The 17,839-nt window shown below is 71.6% G+C and carries 16 protein-coding genes and 1 riboswitch; of the genes, 11 read left to right on the top strand and 5 right to left on the bottom strand.

Annotated features, from left to right (window positions below; translation table 11 throughout):
- The first annotated feature begins 37 nt into the window (after window positions 1-37).
- The 5 genes from ACFCY7_RS28355 to ACFCY7_RS28335 all read left to right on the top strand — a co-directional run bounded on the left by ACFCY7_RS28355 (window position 38) and on the right by ACFCY7_RS28335 (window position 6,541).
- Window positions 38-847, top strand: coding sequence for a c-type cytochrome (locus ACFCY7_RS28355; protein WP_376488896.1), 810 nt, complete (start codon window positions 38-40; stop codon window positions 845-847).
- Window positions 844-1,896, top strand: a complete 1,053-nt coding sequence (locus ACFCY7_RS28350; protein ID WP_376488895.1) for a Rieske 2Fe-2S domain-containing protein — start codon at window positions 844-846, stop codon at window positions 1,894-1,896. Before ACFCY7_RS28355 ends, ACFCY7_RS28350 begins: the two co-directional genes overlap by 4 nt.
- A complete protein-coding gene (locus tag ACFCY7_RS28345; RefSeq protein WP_376488894.1) occupies window positions 1,893-3,515 on the top strand; it encodes a cytochrome bc complex cytochrome b subunit in 1,623 nt (540 codons plus the stop codon). The genes ACFCY7_RS28350 and ACFCY7_RS28345 overlap by 4 nt, the downstream gene beginning before the upstream one ends.
- Before the next feature lie 130 nt (window positions 3,516-3,645).
- Complete coding sequence (gene trpD, locus ACFCY7_RS28340; RefSeq protein ID WP_376488893.1) at window positions 3,646-4,710, top strand: anthranilate phosphoribosyltransferase; 1,065 nt, start codon at window positions 3,646-3,648, stop codon at window positions 4,708-4,710.
- Window positions 4,711-4,797: 87 nt separating this feature from the next.
- Window positions 4,798-4,914: riboswitch (SAM riboswitch) on the top strand.
- A 226-nt stretch (window positions 4,915-5,140) separates the two neighbouring features.
- Window positions 5,141-6,541: an aminotransferase class V-fold PLP-dependent enzyme gene (locus tag ACFCY7_RS28335; protein WP_376488892.1), complete on the top strand. Its 1,401-nt coding sequence runs from the start codon at window positions 5,141-5,143 to the stop codon at window positions 6,539-6,541.
- A 71-nt stretch (window positions 6,542-6,612) separates the two neighbouring features.
- Here ACFCY7_RS28335 and ACFCY7_RS28330 read toward each other — a convergent pair whose 3' ends face one another.
- Both ACFCY7_RS28330 and ACFCY7_RS28325 read right to left on the bottom strand, forming a co-directional pair.
- Window positions 6,613-6,894, bottom strand: a complete 282-nt coding sequence (locus ACFCY7_RS28330; protein ID WP_017238849.1) for an Lrp/AsnC family transcriptional regulator — start codon at window positions 6,892-6,894, stop codon at window positions 6,613-6,615.
- Window positions 6,891-7,625 (bottom strand): rhomboid family intramembrane serine protease, encoded by a 735-nt coding sequence (locus tag ACFCY7_RS28325; protein ID WP_376488891.1) that lies wholly within the window; start codon window positions 7,623-7,625, stop codon window positions 6,891-6,893. The genes ACFCY7_RS28330 and ACFCY7_RS28325 overlap by 4 nt, the downstream gene beginning before the upstream one ends.
- Window positions 7,626-7,783: 158 nt before the next feature.
- Here ACFCY7_RS28325 and ACFCY7_RS28320 point away from each other — a divergent pair, with 158 nt between their 5' ends.
- The 5 genes from ACFCY7_RS28320 to ACFCY7_RS28300 all read left to right on the top strand — a co-directional run bounded on the left by ACFCY7_RS28320 (window position 7,784) and on the right by ACFCY7_RS28300 (window position 13,224).
- Window positions 7,784-8,026: a hypothetical protein gene (locus ACFCY7_RS28320; RefSeq protein ID WP_017238847.1), complete on the top strand. Its 243-nt coding sequence runs from the start codon at window positions 7,784-7,786 to the stop codon at window positions 8,024-8,026.
- Between the two features lie 33 nt (window positions 8,027-8,059).
- Window positions 8,060-9,424 carry an NYN domain-containing protein gene (locus tag ACFCY7_RS28315; RefSeq protein ID WP_376488890.1) on the top strand — a complete coding sequence of 455 codons (1,365 nt, stop codon included), beginning with the start codon at window positions 8,060-8,062 and terminating at the stop codon, window positions 9,422-9,424.
- A 257-nt stretch (window positions 9,425-9,681) separates the two neighbouring features.
- Window positions 9,682-10,719: an NlpC/P60 family protein gene (locus ACFCY7_RS28310; protein WP_376488889.1), complete on the top strand. Its 1,038-nt coding sequence runs from the start codon at window positions 9,682-9,684 to the stop codon at window positions 10,717-10,719.
- A 195-nt stretch (window positions 10,720-10,914) separates the two neighbouring features.
- Window positions 10,915-11,949, top strand: a complete 1,035-nt coding sequence (locus ACFCY7_RS28305; protein ID WP_376488888.1) for an NlpC/P60 family protein — start codon at window positions 10,915-10,917, stop codon at window positions 11,947-11,949.
- A 48-nt stretch (window positions 11,950-11,997) separates the two neighbouring features.
- Window positions 11,998-13,224 carry a hypothetical protein gene (locus ACFCY7_RS28300; RefSeq protein WP_376488887.1) on the top strand — a complete coding sequence of 409 codons (1,227 nt, stop codon included), beginning with the start codon at window positions 11,998-12,000 and terminating at the stop codon, window positions 13,222-13,224.
- Here the strand turns inward: ACFCY7_RS28300 and ACFCY7_RS28295 are convergent.
- Window positions 13,221-14,672 carry a DUF2079 domain-containing protein gene (locus tag ACFCY7_RS28295; protein ID WP_376488886.1) on the bottom strand — a complete coding sequence of 484 codons (1,452 nt, stop codon included), beginning with the start codon at window positions 14,670-14,672 and terminating at the stop codon, window positions 13,221-13,223. The two genes, ACFCY7_RS28300 and ACFCY7_RS28295, sit on opposite strands and share 4 nt — an antisense overlap.
- A gap of 54 nt (window positions 14,673-14,726) precedes the next feature.
- Window positions 14,727-16,004, bottom strand: a complete 1,278-nt coding sequence (locus tag ACFCY7_RS28290; protein WP_376488885.1) for a glycosyltransferase 87 family protein — start codon at window positions 16,002-16,004, stop codon at window positions 14,727-14,729.
- A gap of 92 nt (window positions 16,005-16,096) precedes the next feature.
- Between ACFCY7_RS28290 and ACFCY7_RS28285 the strand changes: the two genes are divergently transcribed.
- Window positions 16,097-17,239, top strand: coding sequence for a glycosyltransferase family 4 protein (locus tag ACFCY7_RS28285; protein ID WP_376488884.1), 1,143 nt, complete (start codon window positions 16,097-16,099; stop codon window positions 17,237-17,239).
- On the opposite strand, the gene ACFCY7_RS28280 is transcribed toward ACFCY7_RS28285, so the two are convergent.
- Window positions 17,223-17,750, bottom strand: coding sequence for a hypothetical protein (locus ACFCY7_RS28280; protein ID WP_376488883.1), 528 nt, complete (start codon window positions 17,748-17,750; stop codon window positions 17,223-17,225). The two genes, ACFCY7_RS28285 and ACFCY7_RS28280, sit on opposite strands and share 17 nt — an antisense overlap.
- Between the last annotated feature and the right edge of the window lie 89 nt (window positions 17,751-17,839).

The raw sequence follows: 17,839 nt of genomic DNA, 5'->3' as shown, positions 1-17,839 counted from the left end.
AGCATCGACGCAGAAGATCCTGACACCGGGGTAATCCGTGAAAAAGCTCTCCGCACGACGACGCCATCCGCTGGCGGCGGTCGTCGTCCTACTTCTCGCGCTGGCGGCCACTGGGGGGCTGTACGCCGCGTTCGCGCCCGCGGGCACGGCGAAGGCCGATGAAACCGCCCAGTCCCTCGCCATCGAGGAGGGCAAGAAGCTCTACTCCGTCGGCTGCGCCAGCTGCCACGGAACCGGCGGTCAGGGCACCTCTGACGGCCCGTCCCTCGTCGGCGTCGGCTCCGCCGCGGTCGACTTCCAGGTCGGCACGGGTCGCATGCCGGCCCAGCAGCCGGGCGCCCAGGTCCCGAAGAAGAAGGTCATCTACTCGCAGGCTGAGATCGATCAGCTCGCGGCGTACGTCGCCTCTCTCGGTGCCGGCCCGATCACGCCGACCGAGGCCCAGTACAGCCCGGAGGGTGCGGACATCGCCAAGGGTGGCGAGCTGTTCCGCACCAACTGTGCCCAGTGCCACAACTTCACCGGTGAGGGTGGCGCGCTGACCTACGGCAAGTACGCCCCGAACCTCGAAGGCGTGAGCCCGAAGCACCTCTACGAGGCCATGCAGACCGGCCCGCAGAACATGCCCTCCTTCCCGGACACGACCATGCCGGAGAAGGAGAAGAAGGACATCATCGCGTACGTCCAGGCCGTCAACAGCGACAAGGCCGACAACCCGGGCGGTCTCAAGCTCGGTGGCCTCGGCCCCGTCAGCGAGGGTCTGTTCGCCTGGGTCTTCGGTCTGGGTGCGCTGATCGCAGTTGCCATCTGGGTCGCGGCCCACACCGCTAAGGCCAAGAAGTCATGAGTAGCCAAGAGATTCCAGAAGAGAACCTGCCGGCAGGGCAGGACACCGCGCACGGCGCGGTGAAGGTCGCCGACGACCCGTTCGCCGACCCGGGCCTCCCGCCCCACAAGCCCCGCATCCAGGACATCGACGAGCGTGCCGCCCGTCGGTCCGAGCGCGCGGTCGCCTTCATGTTCACGCTGTCGATGCTGGCCACCGTCGGCTTCATCGCCTCGTACGTGATCTTCCCGGTCGACAAGATCGTGTACATCTGGCCGTTCGGCCGGGTGTCCGCGCTCAACTTCGCCCTGGGCTGGACCCTCGGTCTCGCTCTCTTCTTCATCGGCGCGGGTGCGGTCCACTGGGCCCGCACCCTGATGTCCGACGTCGAGATCGCGGACGAGCGGCACCCGATCCAGGCCGACCCGGAGACCAAGGCGAAGGTCATGGCGGACTTCGCGGCCGGTGCCGCCGAGTCGGGCATGGGCCGTCGCAAGCTCATCCGCAACACGATGTTCGGCGCGCTGTCGCTCGTCCCGCTCTCCGGCCTCGTGCTGCTGCGTGACATGGGCCCGCTGCCCGAGAAGAAGCTCCGGACCACCATGTGGGCCAAGGGTCTTCAGCTCATCAACATGAACACGAACGAGCCGCTGCGTCCCGAGGACGTCGTCGTCGGTTCGCTCACGTTCGCGATGCCCGAGGGCCTCTCGGAGCACGACCACGAGTTCCAGACCCAGATCGCCAAGGCCGCCCTGATGATCGTCCGGATCCAGCCGGAGGACATCAAGGACAAGCGCGAGCTGGAGTGGTCGCACGAGGGCATCGTCGCCTTCTCGAAGATCTGCACCCACGTGGGCTGCCCGATCTCCCTGTACGAGCAGCAGACGCACCACGTGCTCTGCCCGTGCCACCAGTCCACCTTCGACCTCTCCGACGGCGCCCGCGTCATCTTCGGCCCGGCCGGTCACGCCCTCCCGCAGCTGCGGATCGGCGTGAACGACAAGGGCTTCCTGGAGGCGCTCGGCGACTTCGACGAGCCCGTCGGTCCTGCCTTCTGGGAGCGCGGATGAGCACCGTGACCGATACGAAGAAAGCACCCGCCGGTGAGCGGGTCGCCGACTGGGCCGACGGACGCCTGGGGATCTACACGCTGGCCAAGGCCAACATGCGGAAGATCTTCCCGGACCACTGGTCCTTCATGCTGGGCGAGATCTGCCTCTACAGCTTCCTCATCATCATCCTGACGGGCGTCTATCTGACGATGTTCTTCCACCCGTCGATGAACGAGGTGGAGTACGTCGGACCGTACGTCCCGCTCCAGGGACAGCTGATGTCCGAGGCGTTCAACTCGACGATGCACATCTCGTTCGAGGTCCGCGGCGGTCTGCTCATCCGGCAGATCCACCACTGGGCGGCGCTGATCTTCCTCGCCGGCATGTTCGTGCACATGATGCGCGTCTTCTTCACGGGCGCGTTCCGCAAGCCGCGTGAGATCAACTGGCTGTTCGGCTTCCTGCTGTTCTTCCTGGGCATGTTCACCGGCTTCACCGGTTACTCGCTCCCGGACGACCTGCTCTCCGGCACCGGTGTCCGCTTCATGCAGGGCGCGATCCTGTCCGTGCCGGTCCTCGGCACGTACCTGTCGATGTTCCTGTTCGGCGGGGAGTTCCCCGGCGGCGACTTCGTGGCCCGGTTCTACTCGGCCCACGTGCTCCTGCTGCCCGGCATCATGCTCGGCCTCGTGGTGGCGCACCTCATCCTGGTGTTCTTCCACAAGCACACGCAGTTCGCCGGCCCCGGCCGCACGAACAAGAACGTCGTGGGCATGCCGCTGCTGCCGGTCTACATGGCCAAGGCCGGAGGCTTCTTCTTCCTGGTCTTCGGTGTCATCGCGGTCATCGCGGCGATCGCCTCGATCAACCCGATCTGGGCCATCGGCCCGTACCGCCCGGACCAGGTGTCCACCGGCGCCCAGCCCGACTGGTACATGGGCTTCGCCGAGGGTCTGATCCGTGTCATGCCGGGCTGGGAGATCAACCTCTGGGGCCACACGCTGGTCCTGGGCGTGATGATCCCGCTGGCGATCTTCCCGGCGGTCCTCGCCGCGATCGCGGTGTACCCGTTCATCGAGTCCTGGATCACCGGCGACAAGCGCGAGCACCACATCGCGCAGCGCCCGCGCAACGCTCCGACGCGCACTGCCTTCGGCGTCGCCTGGATCACCGCGTACATGGTCATGCTCATCGGTGGTGGAAACGACCTCTGGGCGACCCACTTCCACCTGTCGCTGAACTCGATCACCTGGTTCGTCCGGATCTTCTTCTTCGTCGGACCGGTCCTCGCGTTCATCGCCACCAAGCGGATCTGCCTCGGCCTCCAGCGCCGCGACAAGGACAAGGTGCTGCACGGTCGCGAGTCGGGCATCATCAAGCGCCTGCCGCACGGTGAGTTCGTCGAGGTCCACGAGCCGCTCAGCCAGGGCGAACTGCACCGCCTCACCGCGCACGAGCAGTACGACGCGGCGGAGCTTCCGCCGGCCGTCGACGAGAACGGCGTGGAGCGCAAGGTCGGTGCCCTGGAGAAGCTCCGGGTCAAGCTCAACAAGGGCTACTACGGCGGCGACAGCCAGATCGCCAAGCCGACGGCCGAGGAGTACAAGGAGATCCAGAGCGGCCACGGCCACCACTGATCACCTTGACCTCCTGACTTCCTGAAGGTCGCCACGGCGAGAGCCCCGTCCATTCGATGGACGGGGCTCTTTGCCGTCCCCCCGGCTCGATAGGGTGGGTGCGTACCCGTCACGATCATCAGGAGCCGTCATGAGCGCTGCGACCCCCGCTGGAGGACCTACGTCGGCGGGCCGCTCCTGGCCCGTCCTCCTGAACGGCCTGCTCGACGGCAGGGACCTCACCGCCGACGACACGGCCTGGGCGATGGACCTGATCATGAGCGGCGAGGCGACCGACGCCCAGATCGCCGGATTCATGGTGGCGCTGCGGGCCAAGGGCGAGACCGTGCAGGAGATCGCCGGCCTCGTGCGGACCATGTACGCGCACGCCAACGTGATCGAGGTGCCCGGTCCCGCCGTGGACATCGTCGGCACCGGCGGCGACGGCGCCAAGACGGTGAACATCTCCACCATGGCGTCGATCGTGGTCGCCGGCACGGGCACGAAGGTCGTCAAGCACGGCAACCGCGCCGCGTCCTCCGCCTCCGGCTCCTCCGACGTCCTGGAGAAGCTCGGCATCAATCTGCACCTCACCCCGCAGCGGGTCGCCGAGGTCGCCGAGGAAGCCGGCATCACCATCTGCTTCGCGGTGAAGTTCCACCCGTCGCTGCGGCACGTCGCCGCGGCGCGCGGCCAGCTGGGCATCCGGACGACCTTCAACGTCCTCGGCCCGCTGACCAACCCGGCCAAGGTGAAGGCCCAGGCCGTCGGGGTCGCCGACCCGCGCATGGCGCCGATCGTGGCCGGAGTCCTCGCCGAGCGCGGCAACTCCGCCCTGGTCTTCCGCGGCGACGACGGCCTGGACGAGCTGACGACCACGGCCACCTCGCGGGTCTGGGTGGTCCGGGACGGCGCCGTCGCCGAGGAGCGCTTCGACCCGCGGGACGTCGGCATCGAGCTCGTGCCCCTGGAGGCCCTGCGCGGCGCGGACGCCTCGTACAACGCCGACGTGGCCCGCCGGCTGCTCGCGGGGGAGACCGGTCCGGTCCGGGACGCGGTCCTGCTCAACGCGGCGGCGGCGCTGACCGCCCTGGAGCCCGGCCGGGGCACCCTGGCGGAGCAGCTGGCCGCGGGCATGGCGAAGGCCGCCGAGTCGATCGACTCCGGCGCGGCCCGCCGGAGCCTGGAGCGCTGGATCGCGGCCAGCAACGCCTGACGGCCGCCCCCTTCGGTCGTACGACCCCGGTCCGGTATGCGGACCGGGGTCTTGCGCATCGGAGATCATGTGGCAGGATGCTTTCCAGGTCACGAGTGACAGCGTTTAGGCCCCGGCTTGCTGTCCGGCAACCCTCCGTCCGTGGCGGGGTGCCCCGGGTGATGACCAGGCCGTAGGCAGCGAGGTCTACGGCAAGCGCGGACCCCTCGAACACCAGGGGTCCTGGTCTCTCGAGGAGCGTTTTCCGTGAGCAAGCGAATGCGATAGGGCGAATCCGCCCCTTTCTTCACCCTCGGAACAGGGTCACTTCCGCGTACCCGCGTACCGGCGTGCGTCCCCGCCGTCTCCGAGGCATCACCCGTACCCCGCCGATCCGGCCGCGTACGGGATCACCGAAGCCATTCCGCACCGCCCGCCGGGAGATACCGCCATGTCCGCACGCCCGAACACCGCCACCACCACCGTCGATTCCGTCGCCGCCGAGTCCGCCGACCCCTGCTGCGCGGCCCCGCTGCCCGTCCTCGGCCGGGACGTCACCGTCCCGCTCGTCACCGGCGGCGAGGTGACCTACGCGGCGCTCGACTACGCGGCCAGCGCCCCCGCCCTCCAGCGGGTCTGGGACGACGTCGCCGCCTACGCGCCCTACTACGGCAGCGTCCACCGCGGCGCCGGCTACCTGTCCCAGCTCTCCACCGACCTCTTCGAGAACAGCCGCGCCACCGTCGCCGAGTTCCTCGACTGCCGCCCCGGCGACCAGGTCGTGTTCACCCGCTCCACCACCGACTCGCTGAACCTGCTCGCCGCCACGGTCCCCGCCGACTGCCAGGTCTTCGTGTTCGAGACCGAGCACCACGCCTCGCTGCTGCCCTGGCGCGACGCCCGCGTCACCTACCTCAACGCGCCGCGCACCCCGGCCCAGGCGGTCGAGACCCTGGAGCGGGCCCTCGCCGGCCGCGACCCCTACGGCCCCGCGCTGGTCTGCGTCACCGGCGCGTCCAACGTCACCGGCGAGCTGTGGCCGGTGAAGGAACTCGCCGCCGCCGCGCACGCCCACGGCGCCCGGATCGTGCTCGACGCCGCCCAGCTCGCGCCCCACCACCCGGTCTCCGTCCGGGAGTTGGACGTCGACTGGGTCGCCTTCTCCGGGCACAAGCTGTACGCGCCCTTCGGCTCCGGCGTCCTCGCCGGCCGCGCCGACTGGCTGCAGGACTCCGAGCCCTACCTCGCGGGCGGCGGCGCCTCCCGCAAGGTGGCCCGCCGGGCCGACGGCGGTGTGGACGTGGAGTGGCACACCACCGCGGCCCGGCACGAGGCCGGTTCGCCGAACGTCATCGGCGTCTACTCCATCGCCTCCGCCTGCAAGGCGCTCACCGAGGCCGGCTTCGACTCCCTCGTCGCCCGCGAGCAGCACCTGATCGACACGGTCCGCGCGGGCCTGGCCGAGGTGCCCCAGGTGCGCGTGCTCTCGCTCTTCGGCGACGACGCGCCGCGCGTGGGCGTCATCTCCTTCGTCGTGGAGGGCTGGAACAGCTCCCACTTCGCCGCCGCGCTCTCCGCCGAGTACGGCATCGGCGTCCGCGACGGCCTCTTCTGCGCCCACCCACTGGTCCGCACCCTGCTCGGCAGCGACCCGCAGGACCCGGGCGAGTGCGGCGCCCCCGAGGCCGCGCCCGGCGAGCGCTCGCTCAACGCCATCCGGGTGAGCTTCGGCGCCGGTACGCCGGACGAGCACGTGGAGCGGTTCGTCGGCGCCGTGAAGGAGCTCGTCCGGGACGGCGCGCAGTGGAAGTACCGCACCGAGGACGGCCGCTGCGTCCCGGACCGCGGCTGATCGGTCACTCGTACGGGTGAAGGGGGCCTCCCGTCCGGGAGGCCCCCTTCACGTGTCCCGCGGTCGGCTCCTCAGGACTCCAGACCGATGGCGAAGGCCGCCTCCAGGTCGTGCTGGGAGTACGTGCGGAACGCCACGTGGGTGTCCGTGGCCTCGACGCCGGGGATCTTGCTGATGCGGCCGGGGATCACGTCCGCCAGGTCGTCGTGGCGGGGCACCCGGACCATGGCGATGAGGTCGTACGTGCCGGTGACCGAGAAGACCTCGCTGACGCTGTCGAGCGCGGCGATCGACTCGGCGATCTCGGGGATGCGGTCCACGCTGGTCTTGATGAGCACGATCGCGGTGATCACGGCTGGCTTTCTCCCTCGGTCGCCGCGGCTGGAGCCTTCACTCTATCCCCACCCCGGTAGCACCCCCAGGCGTAGAGGAATCCGACGGAGAAGCCCACGACATGGGCCAGGTAGGCGACGCCGGGACCCGGCCCCGCCGCGCGCGCGGCCAGCCACTGGAGCACGAACCAGAAGATCAGGACGATCCAGGCGGGGAAGCGCAGCGGCAGGAACAGGAGGAAGGGGAAGAGGCTGGTGACCCGGGCGCGCGGGAAGAGGAAGAGGAAGGCCCCGAGCACCCCGGAGATCGCCCCCGACGCCCCCACCAGGGTCTGCTCGCTGTCCGCGTGCGCCACCGCGTACCCGAGGAGCGCCAGATAGCCGGTGCCCAGGTAGAAGAGGGCGAAGCCGGCCGGGCCCATGCGCTCCTCGGCCATGGCCCCGAAGACGTACAGGAAGAGCATGTTCCCCAGCAGGTGGAGCCAGCTGCCGTGGACGAAGAGCGCGGTGAGCGGGGTGACCAGGGCGTGCGGCTCGCCGCCCATCAGCTCGGCCGGGACGACGCCCCAGCGGCGGAAGTACGTCCCCTGGGCCGCCAGGAGCGCGTCCCCCGTGCCGTACACCGGGTTGACCCCGGAGACGGGACTGATCACGAAGAGGAGGCAGCAGGCGGCGATCAGTCCGTAGGTCACCGTGGGCCCCTTGCGCGTGCCCTGCCGGGCACCGCGGGCCGCTCCTCGCCAGTCGATCATGGACAGATCATCGCGTACCGGGGCCGAAGTGGACAGAGTGCCTCGCCGTGCCCCGGGGTACCGGGGAGGCCGTAGGGTTACGGGCACGACGACCGCAGTTCGACGGCGCACCGCGGCTCCCGCACCTGGTACCACGCAACAGGAAGAAGGACGGCACGATGACGACGGTTCCCCTGCCGACCGCCGAGACCCGCTGGCGCTGCACCCTCTGCGGCAACCTGACCCGCTTCGACGTGACGCGCTCCTCGAAGGTCGTCGAGTACGTCCATCTGGACCTCGCGGGCGATCCGACGGTCGAGGAGCGGCAGGTGGTCAGTGAGACCATCGAGTCGGTCCGCTGCCGCTGGTGCAACGCGGTGGACCAGATCGAACTGGTGGACAGGCCGGGCGCCGCCTCCTGAGGGACGGTGCGGACGACATAGGGGTGACGGATCGTGGAGCAGCCCGCGCACGGTGGAGAGCCGGCCGGCGCGGCAGGTGACGCTGCCGAGACGCTCGACCACCCACTGCCGGAAGGCGTGCGGCGGCGGGTCGTCGCGCTGGTCGCGGACGCCTTCGGCGGACTGACCGTCGCGGAGCTCCCCGCACCCCTGCGGCAGTACGCCCGCTTCACCGCCAGCCGGCGGGCCAAGTTCGCCGGCAACGCGATGGCGGCCGCCCTGGAGAGCGACCCGCTCTTCCGGCAGCGGATCGGCGAGCGGTTCAAGCAGGGCCAGCCCGAGCTGGCCGGCGCCGTGGAGACCGGCACCCCGCCGGCCGCCGCCGACCCCGTCGACGTGGCAGCCGCCGCCTATGTGCTGCGGCCGCCCGGCTGGGTCAAGCTCGTGGCCGCCGCGGGCGAGGAGGCCCAGCGGGCCGACGCCGAGCGGGCCGACGAGGCCGGCCGGCGTGAGCTGGAGCGGCTGCGCGAGGAGCTCGCGGACGCCCGGGACCGCTCCCGGGGCGAGACCGAGCAGCTGCGGCACGACCTCGAAGCGGCCCGCAAGGAAGCGGAATCGCTTCACCGCAAGCTGCGCAGCGCCCAGAGCGACGTGAAGCGCGGCGAGGCCGCGCTGCGGCGCGTCCAGGGCGAGATCGACGCCGTACGCGCCGAGGGGGCGGCCCAGCTGTCGTCCGCCGAGAGCGAGACGAGGCGGCTCAAGGCGCGGCTCGGCGAGGTCGAGGCGGCCCTGGAGGCGAGCCGCCGGACGGCCCGCGAGGGGCGCTCGGTGGAGGACATGCGGCTGCGGCTGCTCCTGGACACGGTGCTGGACGCCGCCCAGGGGCTGCGCCGCGAACTGGCGCTGCCGCCCGTGTCGGTGCACCCGGCGGACACCGTGGACGCGGTGGAGCCGGGGCGGATGTCCCCGAAGGACATCGCGGCGCGCGCGCTCTCCGAGACGGATCCGGCGCTGCTCGACCAGTTGCTCGCGCTGCCGCAGGCCCATCTGGTGGTCGACGGCTACAACGTCACCAAGACCGGCTATCCGACGATGCCGCTGGAGAAGCAGCGGCTGCGGCTGCTGGGCGGTCTTTCGGCCCTCGCGGCCCGTTCGGGCGCCGAGGTCACCTGTGTCTTCGACGGGGCGGAGCTGGCGGCGCCGGTGCTGCTCGCGCCGCCGCGCGGGGTGCGGGTGCTGTTCTCCAAGCCCGGCGTCACGGCGGACGAGTTGATCCGTCAGCTGGTGCGGGCGGAGCCGCCGGGGCGGCCGGTGGTGGTGGTCTCCACCGACCGCGAGGTGGCCGACGGGGTGGCGAAGGCGGGTGCGCGGCCCGTCGCGTCCGTCTTGCTGCTGAAGCGGCTTTCGCGCCTCTCGTGACGCATCGCAACTAGTGGGCGTTATGACCGAATTCTGGATGGCGGACCGTCAAGTCGCCATCACTGCCCGTGCGGTACGTGTAAACAAAGTGCTGCGTGAGCAATATTTTTGCCGGTGGGATTTGAACTGATCACAGCTTGGTCACTAGGGTCGGGCATCGAACCTTCGCGCGGTTGATCACCCATCCGGGGTGGCGGCGGAGGAACCGCCTGCCCCTGACCGGTTGGGCGGCTCTGAGGAAGAAGGAGATCGCCTTCGTGGCGTCCCACCGTCGACCCAAGCAGCCGAGCCGCGCCCGTGTGACCGTGCTCACCGTCACCGCGGCCGCCGCCGTGGCGTTCACCGCCCAGTCCGGCGCCCAGGCGGCTCCCGCCAATCCCAAGATCGACGAGGTCAAGTCGAAGGTCGACAAGCTGCACCACGAGGCCGAAGAGGCCACGGAGCAGTACAACCTCGCCGAGGAGCGTCGCGGCAAGCTGCAGACGGAGATCGGCAACCTGCAGGACAAGGTCGCCCGCGGCCAGCAGGAGCTCAACACCCTGCGCGACCAGATCGGTTCGGTCGCCAGCGCCCAGTACCGCTCCGGCGGCATCGACCCGGCGCTCCAGCTCTTCCTCTCCGCCGACCCGGACACCTACCTCGACAAGGCGTCCGCGATCGACCAGTTGAGCGCCCAGCAGGCCGACGTGCTCACGTCGATCCAGGCCAAGCAGCGCACGCTCGCCCAGCAGCGGGCCGAGGCCACCACGAAGCTGGCCGACCTCGAGGACGTCCGCAAGACCCTCGGCGACAAGAAGAAGAAGTTCCAGGCCAAGCTGGCCGAGGCGCAGAAGCTCCTCAACACGCTCACGGCGGCCGAGAAGGCCAAGCTGGAGCAGCAGGAGCAGCGCGCCAGCCGCGACGCCGGCGAGCGCGTCAACCTGGGCAGCGAGGCCCCGTCGAACGGCTTCGGCGCCGCGGCACTCGCCGCCGCCGACACCCGGGTCGGCATGCCGTACGCCTCCGGCCACGAGGGCCCGGGCTCGTTCGACTGCTCCGGTCTGACCCAGTGGGCGTACGGCAAGGCGGGCATCGACCTCACCCGCACCACCTACACCCAGCAGAACGACGGCACGAAGATCGGCCGCAGCCAGCTCAAGCCCGGCGACCTGGTGTTCTTCAACGGACTGCAGCACGTCGGCCTGTACGCGGGCAACAACACGGTCCTGCACGCCCCCTACTCGGGCGCCTACGTCCGCTACGAGTCGATGAACACGCTGGGTTCGTTCCAGTTCGGCGTCCGCATCGGCAGCTGACGCCCGACGAACCGCCACGGCAAGGCGCCCAATCGGGTGGTTCGCCGCGACGCACGCTGACCTGACGCCCCGCCGGTGACCTGTGTTCTCCGGCGGGGCGTCACTTTGTGTGCCCGGCGCCTTCGTTGGACGCGGAGTGATCAGCGGCTACTGTCTGCCGCGCCAGTCCGCGTCGACACGAACGGAGCGCGATTCGTGGCGTCCCACCGCCGACCCGTCAGGGTCACCGTCCTCACCGCCGCCGCGGCCACCGCGGCGGCGGCCCTCGGGGCCGTCCCCGCGAGCGCCGACCCCGGGGCGGGACCCGCGGCCACCCGTGCCACGGTCGACCGCCTCTTCGAGGAGGCGGAGAAGGCCACCGAGGGCTACAACCGCGCGGACGAGAAGGCGGACGCGCTGCGCCGCACGGTCGCCGAGGCCCGCGACGGCCTCGCCCGCGGCCAGGAGCGCATCAACCGCATGCGGGGCGCGCTCGGTTCGGTCGCCGGCGCCCAGTACCGCTCCGGCGGCATCGACCCCGCCCTCGCGCTGCTGCTCTCCTCCGACCCGGACAGCTACCTCGACCGCGCCTCCGCCCTCGACCGGGCCACCGCCCGCCAGGGCGCCGCGCTCGGCGAACTCCAGCGGGAGCAGCGCCGGCTGAACCAGAAGCGGACCGAGGCCCGCACGGCCCTCGACGAACTGGAGCGCAGCCGCGCCGAGGTCGCCCGCCACAAGCGCACCGTCGAGCGCAAGCTCGCCGAGGCCCGCCGGGTGCTCGCCTCCCTCACCGCCGAGGAGCGCGCCGACTTCGCCCGCGCGTCCCGCGACGGCGGCCGCGTCGGCGGCCGCGTCGGCGCGCCCGCCGAGGAGCTGCCGCCCCTCGCCGACCTCGGCCCGGCCTCCTCGCGGGCCGCCGCCGCGGTGATCGCCGCCCGCAGCGCGATCGGCAAGCCGTACGTGTGGGGGGCCACCGGGCCCTCCGCCTTCGACTGCTCGGGCCTGATGGTCTGGTCGTACCGCCAGGCCGGCATCAGCCTGCCGCGCACCTCCTCGGCGCAGCGGTACGCGGGCCGCCGGGTGCCGCTGTCGCAGGCGCAGCCCGGGGACCTGGTCACGTACCGGGGGGACGCCAGTCACGTCGCGATCTACGCGGGCAACGGCCAGGTCATCCACGCCCCCTACCCGGGCGCCCGGGTCCGCTACGACCCGGTGAACATGATGTCCCACGCGACGGTGACCCGGGTCTGAGGCCGGACCGGAGGCGACGCCCGCCGATTCGACCGTACGATCGGGGGCGTGGCAGGTCAGGGGAGTGGAGCGGCGCGCGGCGCGGTCGCGTGCGCGGCGGCCGCCGTGCTGGCCCTCGCCGGGTGCACGGCGCCCGGGCCGACCGACCCGTCGCCCCGGGAGGTCCAGAGCCTGCTGGACCGGCACGCGCGGGCGCTGCTCGACCGGGACGAGGCCGGCTACCTCTCGGCCCTGGACCCCGCGCTCGCACCGGCCGCCCGCACCGAGTTCGACCGGCTCGCGAAGATCCCGCTCGGCGGCCTCGACTACCGGGTCACCGACGTCGACCGGACCGGCGAGGGCAGGGCCACCGCCGAGGTCGAGCTGGGATACCGGATCAAGGGCTACGACTCGGGGCCCGCCACCACCGAGCGGATCCTGGACCTCGTCGAACGGGACGGCCGCTGGTACGTCACCGGCGACCGCGCCGCCGAGGGCGCCCCGCAGCAGCTGTGGCAGCAGGGCGAGGTGGAGACGGTGACCGGCCGCCGCAGCCTCGTCCTCGGCGTGGGGCAGAGCACGGAGCGGCTGCGGGAGATCGCGGCCGCGGCGGACCGGGCGGTGCCCGCGGTCGGCGACGCCTGGAGCGGGAACTGGGCGGGCCGGATCGTGGTCCTCGTCCCCGCGTCCGTCGAGGCGATGGGCCGGCTCCTCGGCGGGCCGGCCGCGAACTACCGGGGGATCGCGGCCGTCACGACCGGCGAGACGGGCGGCGGCCCGCTGGCGCCCGCCGACCGCGTCATCGTCAACCCGGACGCGTACGCGGTGCTCGGCGCCTTCGGCCGGCAGCTGGTCCTCACCCACGAGACCACCCACGTCGCCACGCGCGCCCAGACCACCAAGGCCACTCCGGTCTGGCTCTCCGAGGGCTTCGCCGACTGGGTCGCCTACCGGGGCACCGGCCGCACCGCCGCCCAGGCCGCGCCCGAGCTCCGCCGCGCGGTCCGCGTCGGCGAGCCGCCCGCCCGGCTCCCGGACGACGCCGACTTCGCCTTCGGCGGCGACGCGGACGCCCTCGCGCGGGCCTACGAGGGCGGCTGGCTCGCCTGCGAGCTGATCGCCGACCGCTGGGGCGCCGCGAAGCTGACCGCGTTCTACCGGGCCGTCGGCGCGCACCCGGCCCGCGAGGGCGCGGTGGAGAAGGCCCTCCAGGACGTCCTGGGCACCACCCCGGAGCGCTTCACCGCCGACTGGCGGACCTACCTGGGCGAGCGGCTCGGCGGCACCGAGTCCTAGTTCCTGCGGAAGAGGGAGATCCCGTCCCGCCGGTCGACCATGCGGTAGCCGGGCACGTCGGGTGAGGCCGCTTCCATCGCCTTGCCGGCGGCGCATTCCGGGTCGCTCGGGTCGGCGGCGTCGTAGATCAGCCACTGGGGCGGCTCGGACGGGGGGAAGGAGCGGGGGAACAGGCATATCTCGCTGACGGTGGCGCGGTCGGCGAGCTGGGCGGCCAGGCGGTTGGACGAGGCCACGGTCGCGCCGTCGGGGATCTCGGCGAGCAGCTCGTCCGCCGTCCTGACGTAGGCGGTCTCGCTCCAGGTGCGCGGGAGTACGAGTTCGTGCAGGGGGTGGGTGAAGAAGGTGACGCCGGTGGTGAGCGCGCCGATGACGCAGGCGGGCAGGAACGCGCGCGCGGCCACCCGGCCGGAGGCGACGGCGTGGACGGCGGCGGCGAAGGCGACGGGCATGAGGACGGCGCTGTAGTGGAAGTCCGTCCCCCAGTGGAAGGGGTTCGGCGAGGTGAAGCGCCAGGCCAGCGTCGGCAGTGCGACGAGCAGGAGCGGGGAGCGGAGGGCGAGGAATCCGGTGGGGGCGACGATCATGAAGACCGTGAGCCACTTGACCGGCGGCCAGAAGGCCTCGGCGGCCTGCATCAGCAGGCTGGTCTCCTCGGGGGTCGGGGCGGGCCAGTAGGCGAACTTCCCGACGGGATTGAAGTACGGGAGGATCACGAGCATCTCCAGGGCCGTCGCGGCGGCGCCGAAGGCGGCGACGGCGAGCCCCGCGGTCCGCGGGCCCTTCCATGCGGCGTAGGCGCCGATCGCGGCGACCGTGAGGCCCAGGTCCTCCTTGACGAGCACCAGCGGAAGCGACCACAGGAGGGCCGCGCGCCAGTTCTTCCGCCCGGCGGCGCAGAGGGAGAGCGTCAGCAGCGGTACGGCGAGGGCGACTTCGTGGAAGTCGAAGGAGATCAGTTTGGCGAGGCCCCAGGAAGCCCCGTACGAGACGCCGATCCAGTAGGCGAATTTCCGGCCCCTGGCCTCGTGCGCCCACTTCATCAAGGGGGTTATGGAAAAGGCGACGAGGGCTGCCTGGCAGACGAGCAGGGTATAACTTGACGGAAATGCCCGATAAGCCGGAGCGAGCAGGGCGAGGATCGGGTGGAAGTGATCCCCGAGTGTGTTGTAGTCGGGCCCTTTCAGGGGTGAATACGGAGCGGAGAGTTCCGAATAGGACTTCACGATCTGCGTGAAGATGCCCAGGTCGTAGCCCGTCGAGAGGTTCGCCGCGTGGCGCCGCAGCGACAGGAGCAGGTACACCAGGAAGAAAGCACCGGCGACCAGGTACGCGGGCTTCGAGAATTTCCCCGCCGGGGCCTGCCGCGATTCCCGTACGGCTCTCCCGGCGCCCTCTGTCCCCGTGCGCCGCTGAAGCGTGTCGACCGAGATATTCGGGTTGTTCATGTCAGCAGGGGAACCTAACAGGGAGGCAAAGGTCCATCAGGGTAGCACCGGCACCTATCGACGGGACGGGCCCGAACCCGTCAGTACCCGCTCGCGCTCCGGACGGTCCGCGGGGACGGGGATACGGACCACGCCGGCCTCCGTCACCGTGTGCCGCCACAGGATGCGGCAGGCCGAGAAGGCGGCGGCCATCAGCAGGCCGTTGCGCAGGAACAGGACCGCGATGCCCAGCGGATCGCTCTCCGTCACGTGCCAGAACCAGACGGGGAACTCGAACTGCGTCACGGCCGTCGCCCACAGCACCAGGTGGGCCGGGCGTCGCATCCTGCTCGACCGGTAGGCGAGGCAGACCGCGGCGAGACCGAACAGCCAGATCATGTACTGCGGCGAGATCACCCGGCTCGTCACGGTGAAGAGCAGCACCGCGACGAACGCCGCGTCCGCCATCGTCGAGGAGACGAAGCGCCGGGCCCTGAGCCGCCACAGCGCCAGCCAGCCGAAGGCCGCGACCGTCATCCCCATCGCGCCCGCCGACACCCACGGGACGTACGGGCCGATGAACTCCATCGAGCCGTAGTTCATCCGTGCCACGCCGTCCCAGCCGAGGTTCCTGGCCACGTGGAACACCATCGCGCCCAGCGACTCGACCTCCGTGCCCCGCTCGCTCTGGTAGGAGAGGAAGGCCAGCGCCCCCGGCATCCACACCACGCACCACAGCAGGACCGCGGCACCCGCGCCCGCCGCCACCGGCCAGCAGCGCCAGGTCACCCGCCCCTTCGGGGTGCCCACCAGCAGCAGCGCCGGCCACACCTTGAGCACCGCGCCGAAGCCGGCGAGCACACCGAGCGTCCGCGGGCTGCGGACGGCGGCGAGCAGGGCCGCCGCGGCCACGGCGGCCACCATGATGTCGTAGCGGGCGTACGCGGTCGGGCCGAGCAGCGGCACCGCCGCCAGCCACAGCCAGGCGCCCCGCATCGACCGGCCGGGACGGCGACCGGTGCGCACGAGGAGCCCGAAGACGAAGGCGTCGCACAGGAACGCCAGGGAGAAGAAGGCGGCCGTGTAGCCGAGGAACGGCAGCAGCGCGGGCGCGAGCACGGCGAAGGCGGCGGCCGGCGGGTACTGCCAGGTCGCGTCGTCCAGGGGGTACGTACCGGACCGCAGGACCTCGGACCAGCCCTGGTAGATCTCCCCGACCTCGCGGGTCACGTCCGGGCCGGGGACCACCACGACCTTGAAGACGCACAGCAGCACGATGATCCGGGTGAGGCCCCAGAGGAAGAGGGGGAGCCGCAGGTGTATCCAGGAGTCGTTGCCCGCCGCACCCGTCATGACCGTCCTGGTTCCTGTCCTGTCGGCTCGTTCGTACGGGGAGGAATAGGTGGTGCCGGGCGGTGGCTGCGCTCGCGGTACTGTCGGCCACGATGCACAAGACCCTGATCGTAACCAACGACTTCCCGCCGCGTCCCGGCGGAATCCAGGCCTTCCTGCACAACATGGCGCTCCGCCTCGATCCCGATCGGATCGTGGTCTACGCCTCCACGTGGAAGCGCAGCCGCGAAGGGATCGAGGCGACGGCCGCGTTCGACGCCGAGCAGCCTTTCACGGTCGTCCGGGATCGCACCACCATGCTGCTGCCGACCCCCCGGGTCACGGCCCGCGCCACCGCGCTGCTCCGCGAGCACGGCTGTGAGTCCGTGTGGTTCGGTGCCGCCGCGCCGCTCGGCCTGATGGCTCCGGCCCTGCGCAGGGCGGGTGCGCGGCGACTCGTCGCCACCACCCACGGCCACGAGGCGGGCTGGGCCCAACTGCCCGCTTCCCGGCAGCTGCTGCGTCGGATCGGCGAGGGCACGGACACGATCACCTACCTCGGCGAGTACACCCGCTCCCGGATCGCGGCGGCCCTCACGCCCGCCGCGGCCGACCGCATGGTGCAGCTCCCGCCGGGGGTGGACGAGAAGACCTTCCATCCCGGCTCGGGCGGTGACGAGGTCCGCGCCCGGCTCGGGCTCAGCGACCGTCCCGTCGTCGTCTGCGTCTCCCGGCTCGTCCCGCGCAAGGGCCAGGACACCTTGATCAGGGCCATGCCGCGGATCCTCGGCCGGGTGCCGGACGCGGTCCTCCTGATCGTCGGCGGCGGTCCGTACGAGAAGGATCTGCGGCGCCTCGCCGTGGAGACCGGCGTGGCCGGATCCGTGCGGTTCGCCGGCGCCGTCCCCTGGTCGGAACTGCCCGCCCACTACGGGGCCGGCGACGTCTTCGCCATGCCCTGCCGCACCCGGCGCGGCGGCCTCGACGTGGAGGGCCTCGGCATCGTCTACCTGGAGGCCTCGGCCACCGGTCTTCCGGTCGTCGCCGGCGACTCCGGCGGCGCTCCGGACGCCGTCCTCGACGGGGAGACCGGCTGGGTCGTGCGCGGTGACGCCCCGGAGGACACCGCCGACCGCGTCACGACCCTCCTCCTCGACCCCGAGCTGCGGGCGCGGATGGGGGAGCGGGGGCGTGCCTGGGTCGAGGAGAAGTGGCGCTGGGACCTGCTGGCGGAGCGGCTCAGGGAGCTGCTGTAGCGGACGGCTTCCGCGTCATGACGTAGGTGCTGCCGCCGTCGGGGTCGCCGAAGAAGAAGAACAGGACGAGCTCGCGCCGGTCGTTGCGGTCCACGTAGAAGCGCCAGGTGTAGGTGGTGGGCGCGTCCGTGCCGGCCGGCAGCGGCATGGTCGCGTCGGCCCGCTGGTCGACCCCGGTGCGCGCGGTGAGTTCCAGGCGCAGGTCCTGCCCGTTGCGGTCGTCGGTGAGGGACCAGGTGCCCTTGCCGGAGAGCCGCCAGCCCTCGTCGAAGTCGAAGTCCTCGCCGTCGAGCCGGGTGACGGTCGCCGTCCCGTCCGGGCGCAGCGTCATCGCGGTGCCCTCCTCGGACTCCCAGGCCCCGGCGACCTCGGCCGCGGTGGCGTCGTGGACGTCCGTCCCCTCGTAGTACTGGGCCGGTCCGGCGAGGCAGGCGGTCAGGGTGGCGAGCAGGGCCACCACCACCCCGTACCTCGTGAGCGCGCGCGGTGCGTTTCCCCTCGTGGTCTTCACGGGTGACATCCTGCCACCCGGACTTGAACGCGTTCAAGTCCGATCCGGAGAGGGGCACGGAAACGGCCGGAGGCCCGGGGCGACATCGC

Origin of the sequence: Streptomyces sp. NPDC056361, assembly GCF_042262805.1 — a bacterium.
GTDB lineage: Bacteria > Actinomycetota > Actinomycetes > Streptomycetales > Streptomycetaceae > Streptomyces.
Note: the sequence above shows the minus strand (reverse complement) of the source record. Positions and strands in the feature narration are given on the sequence as shown.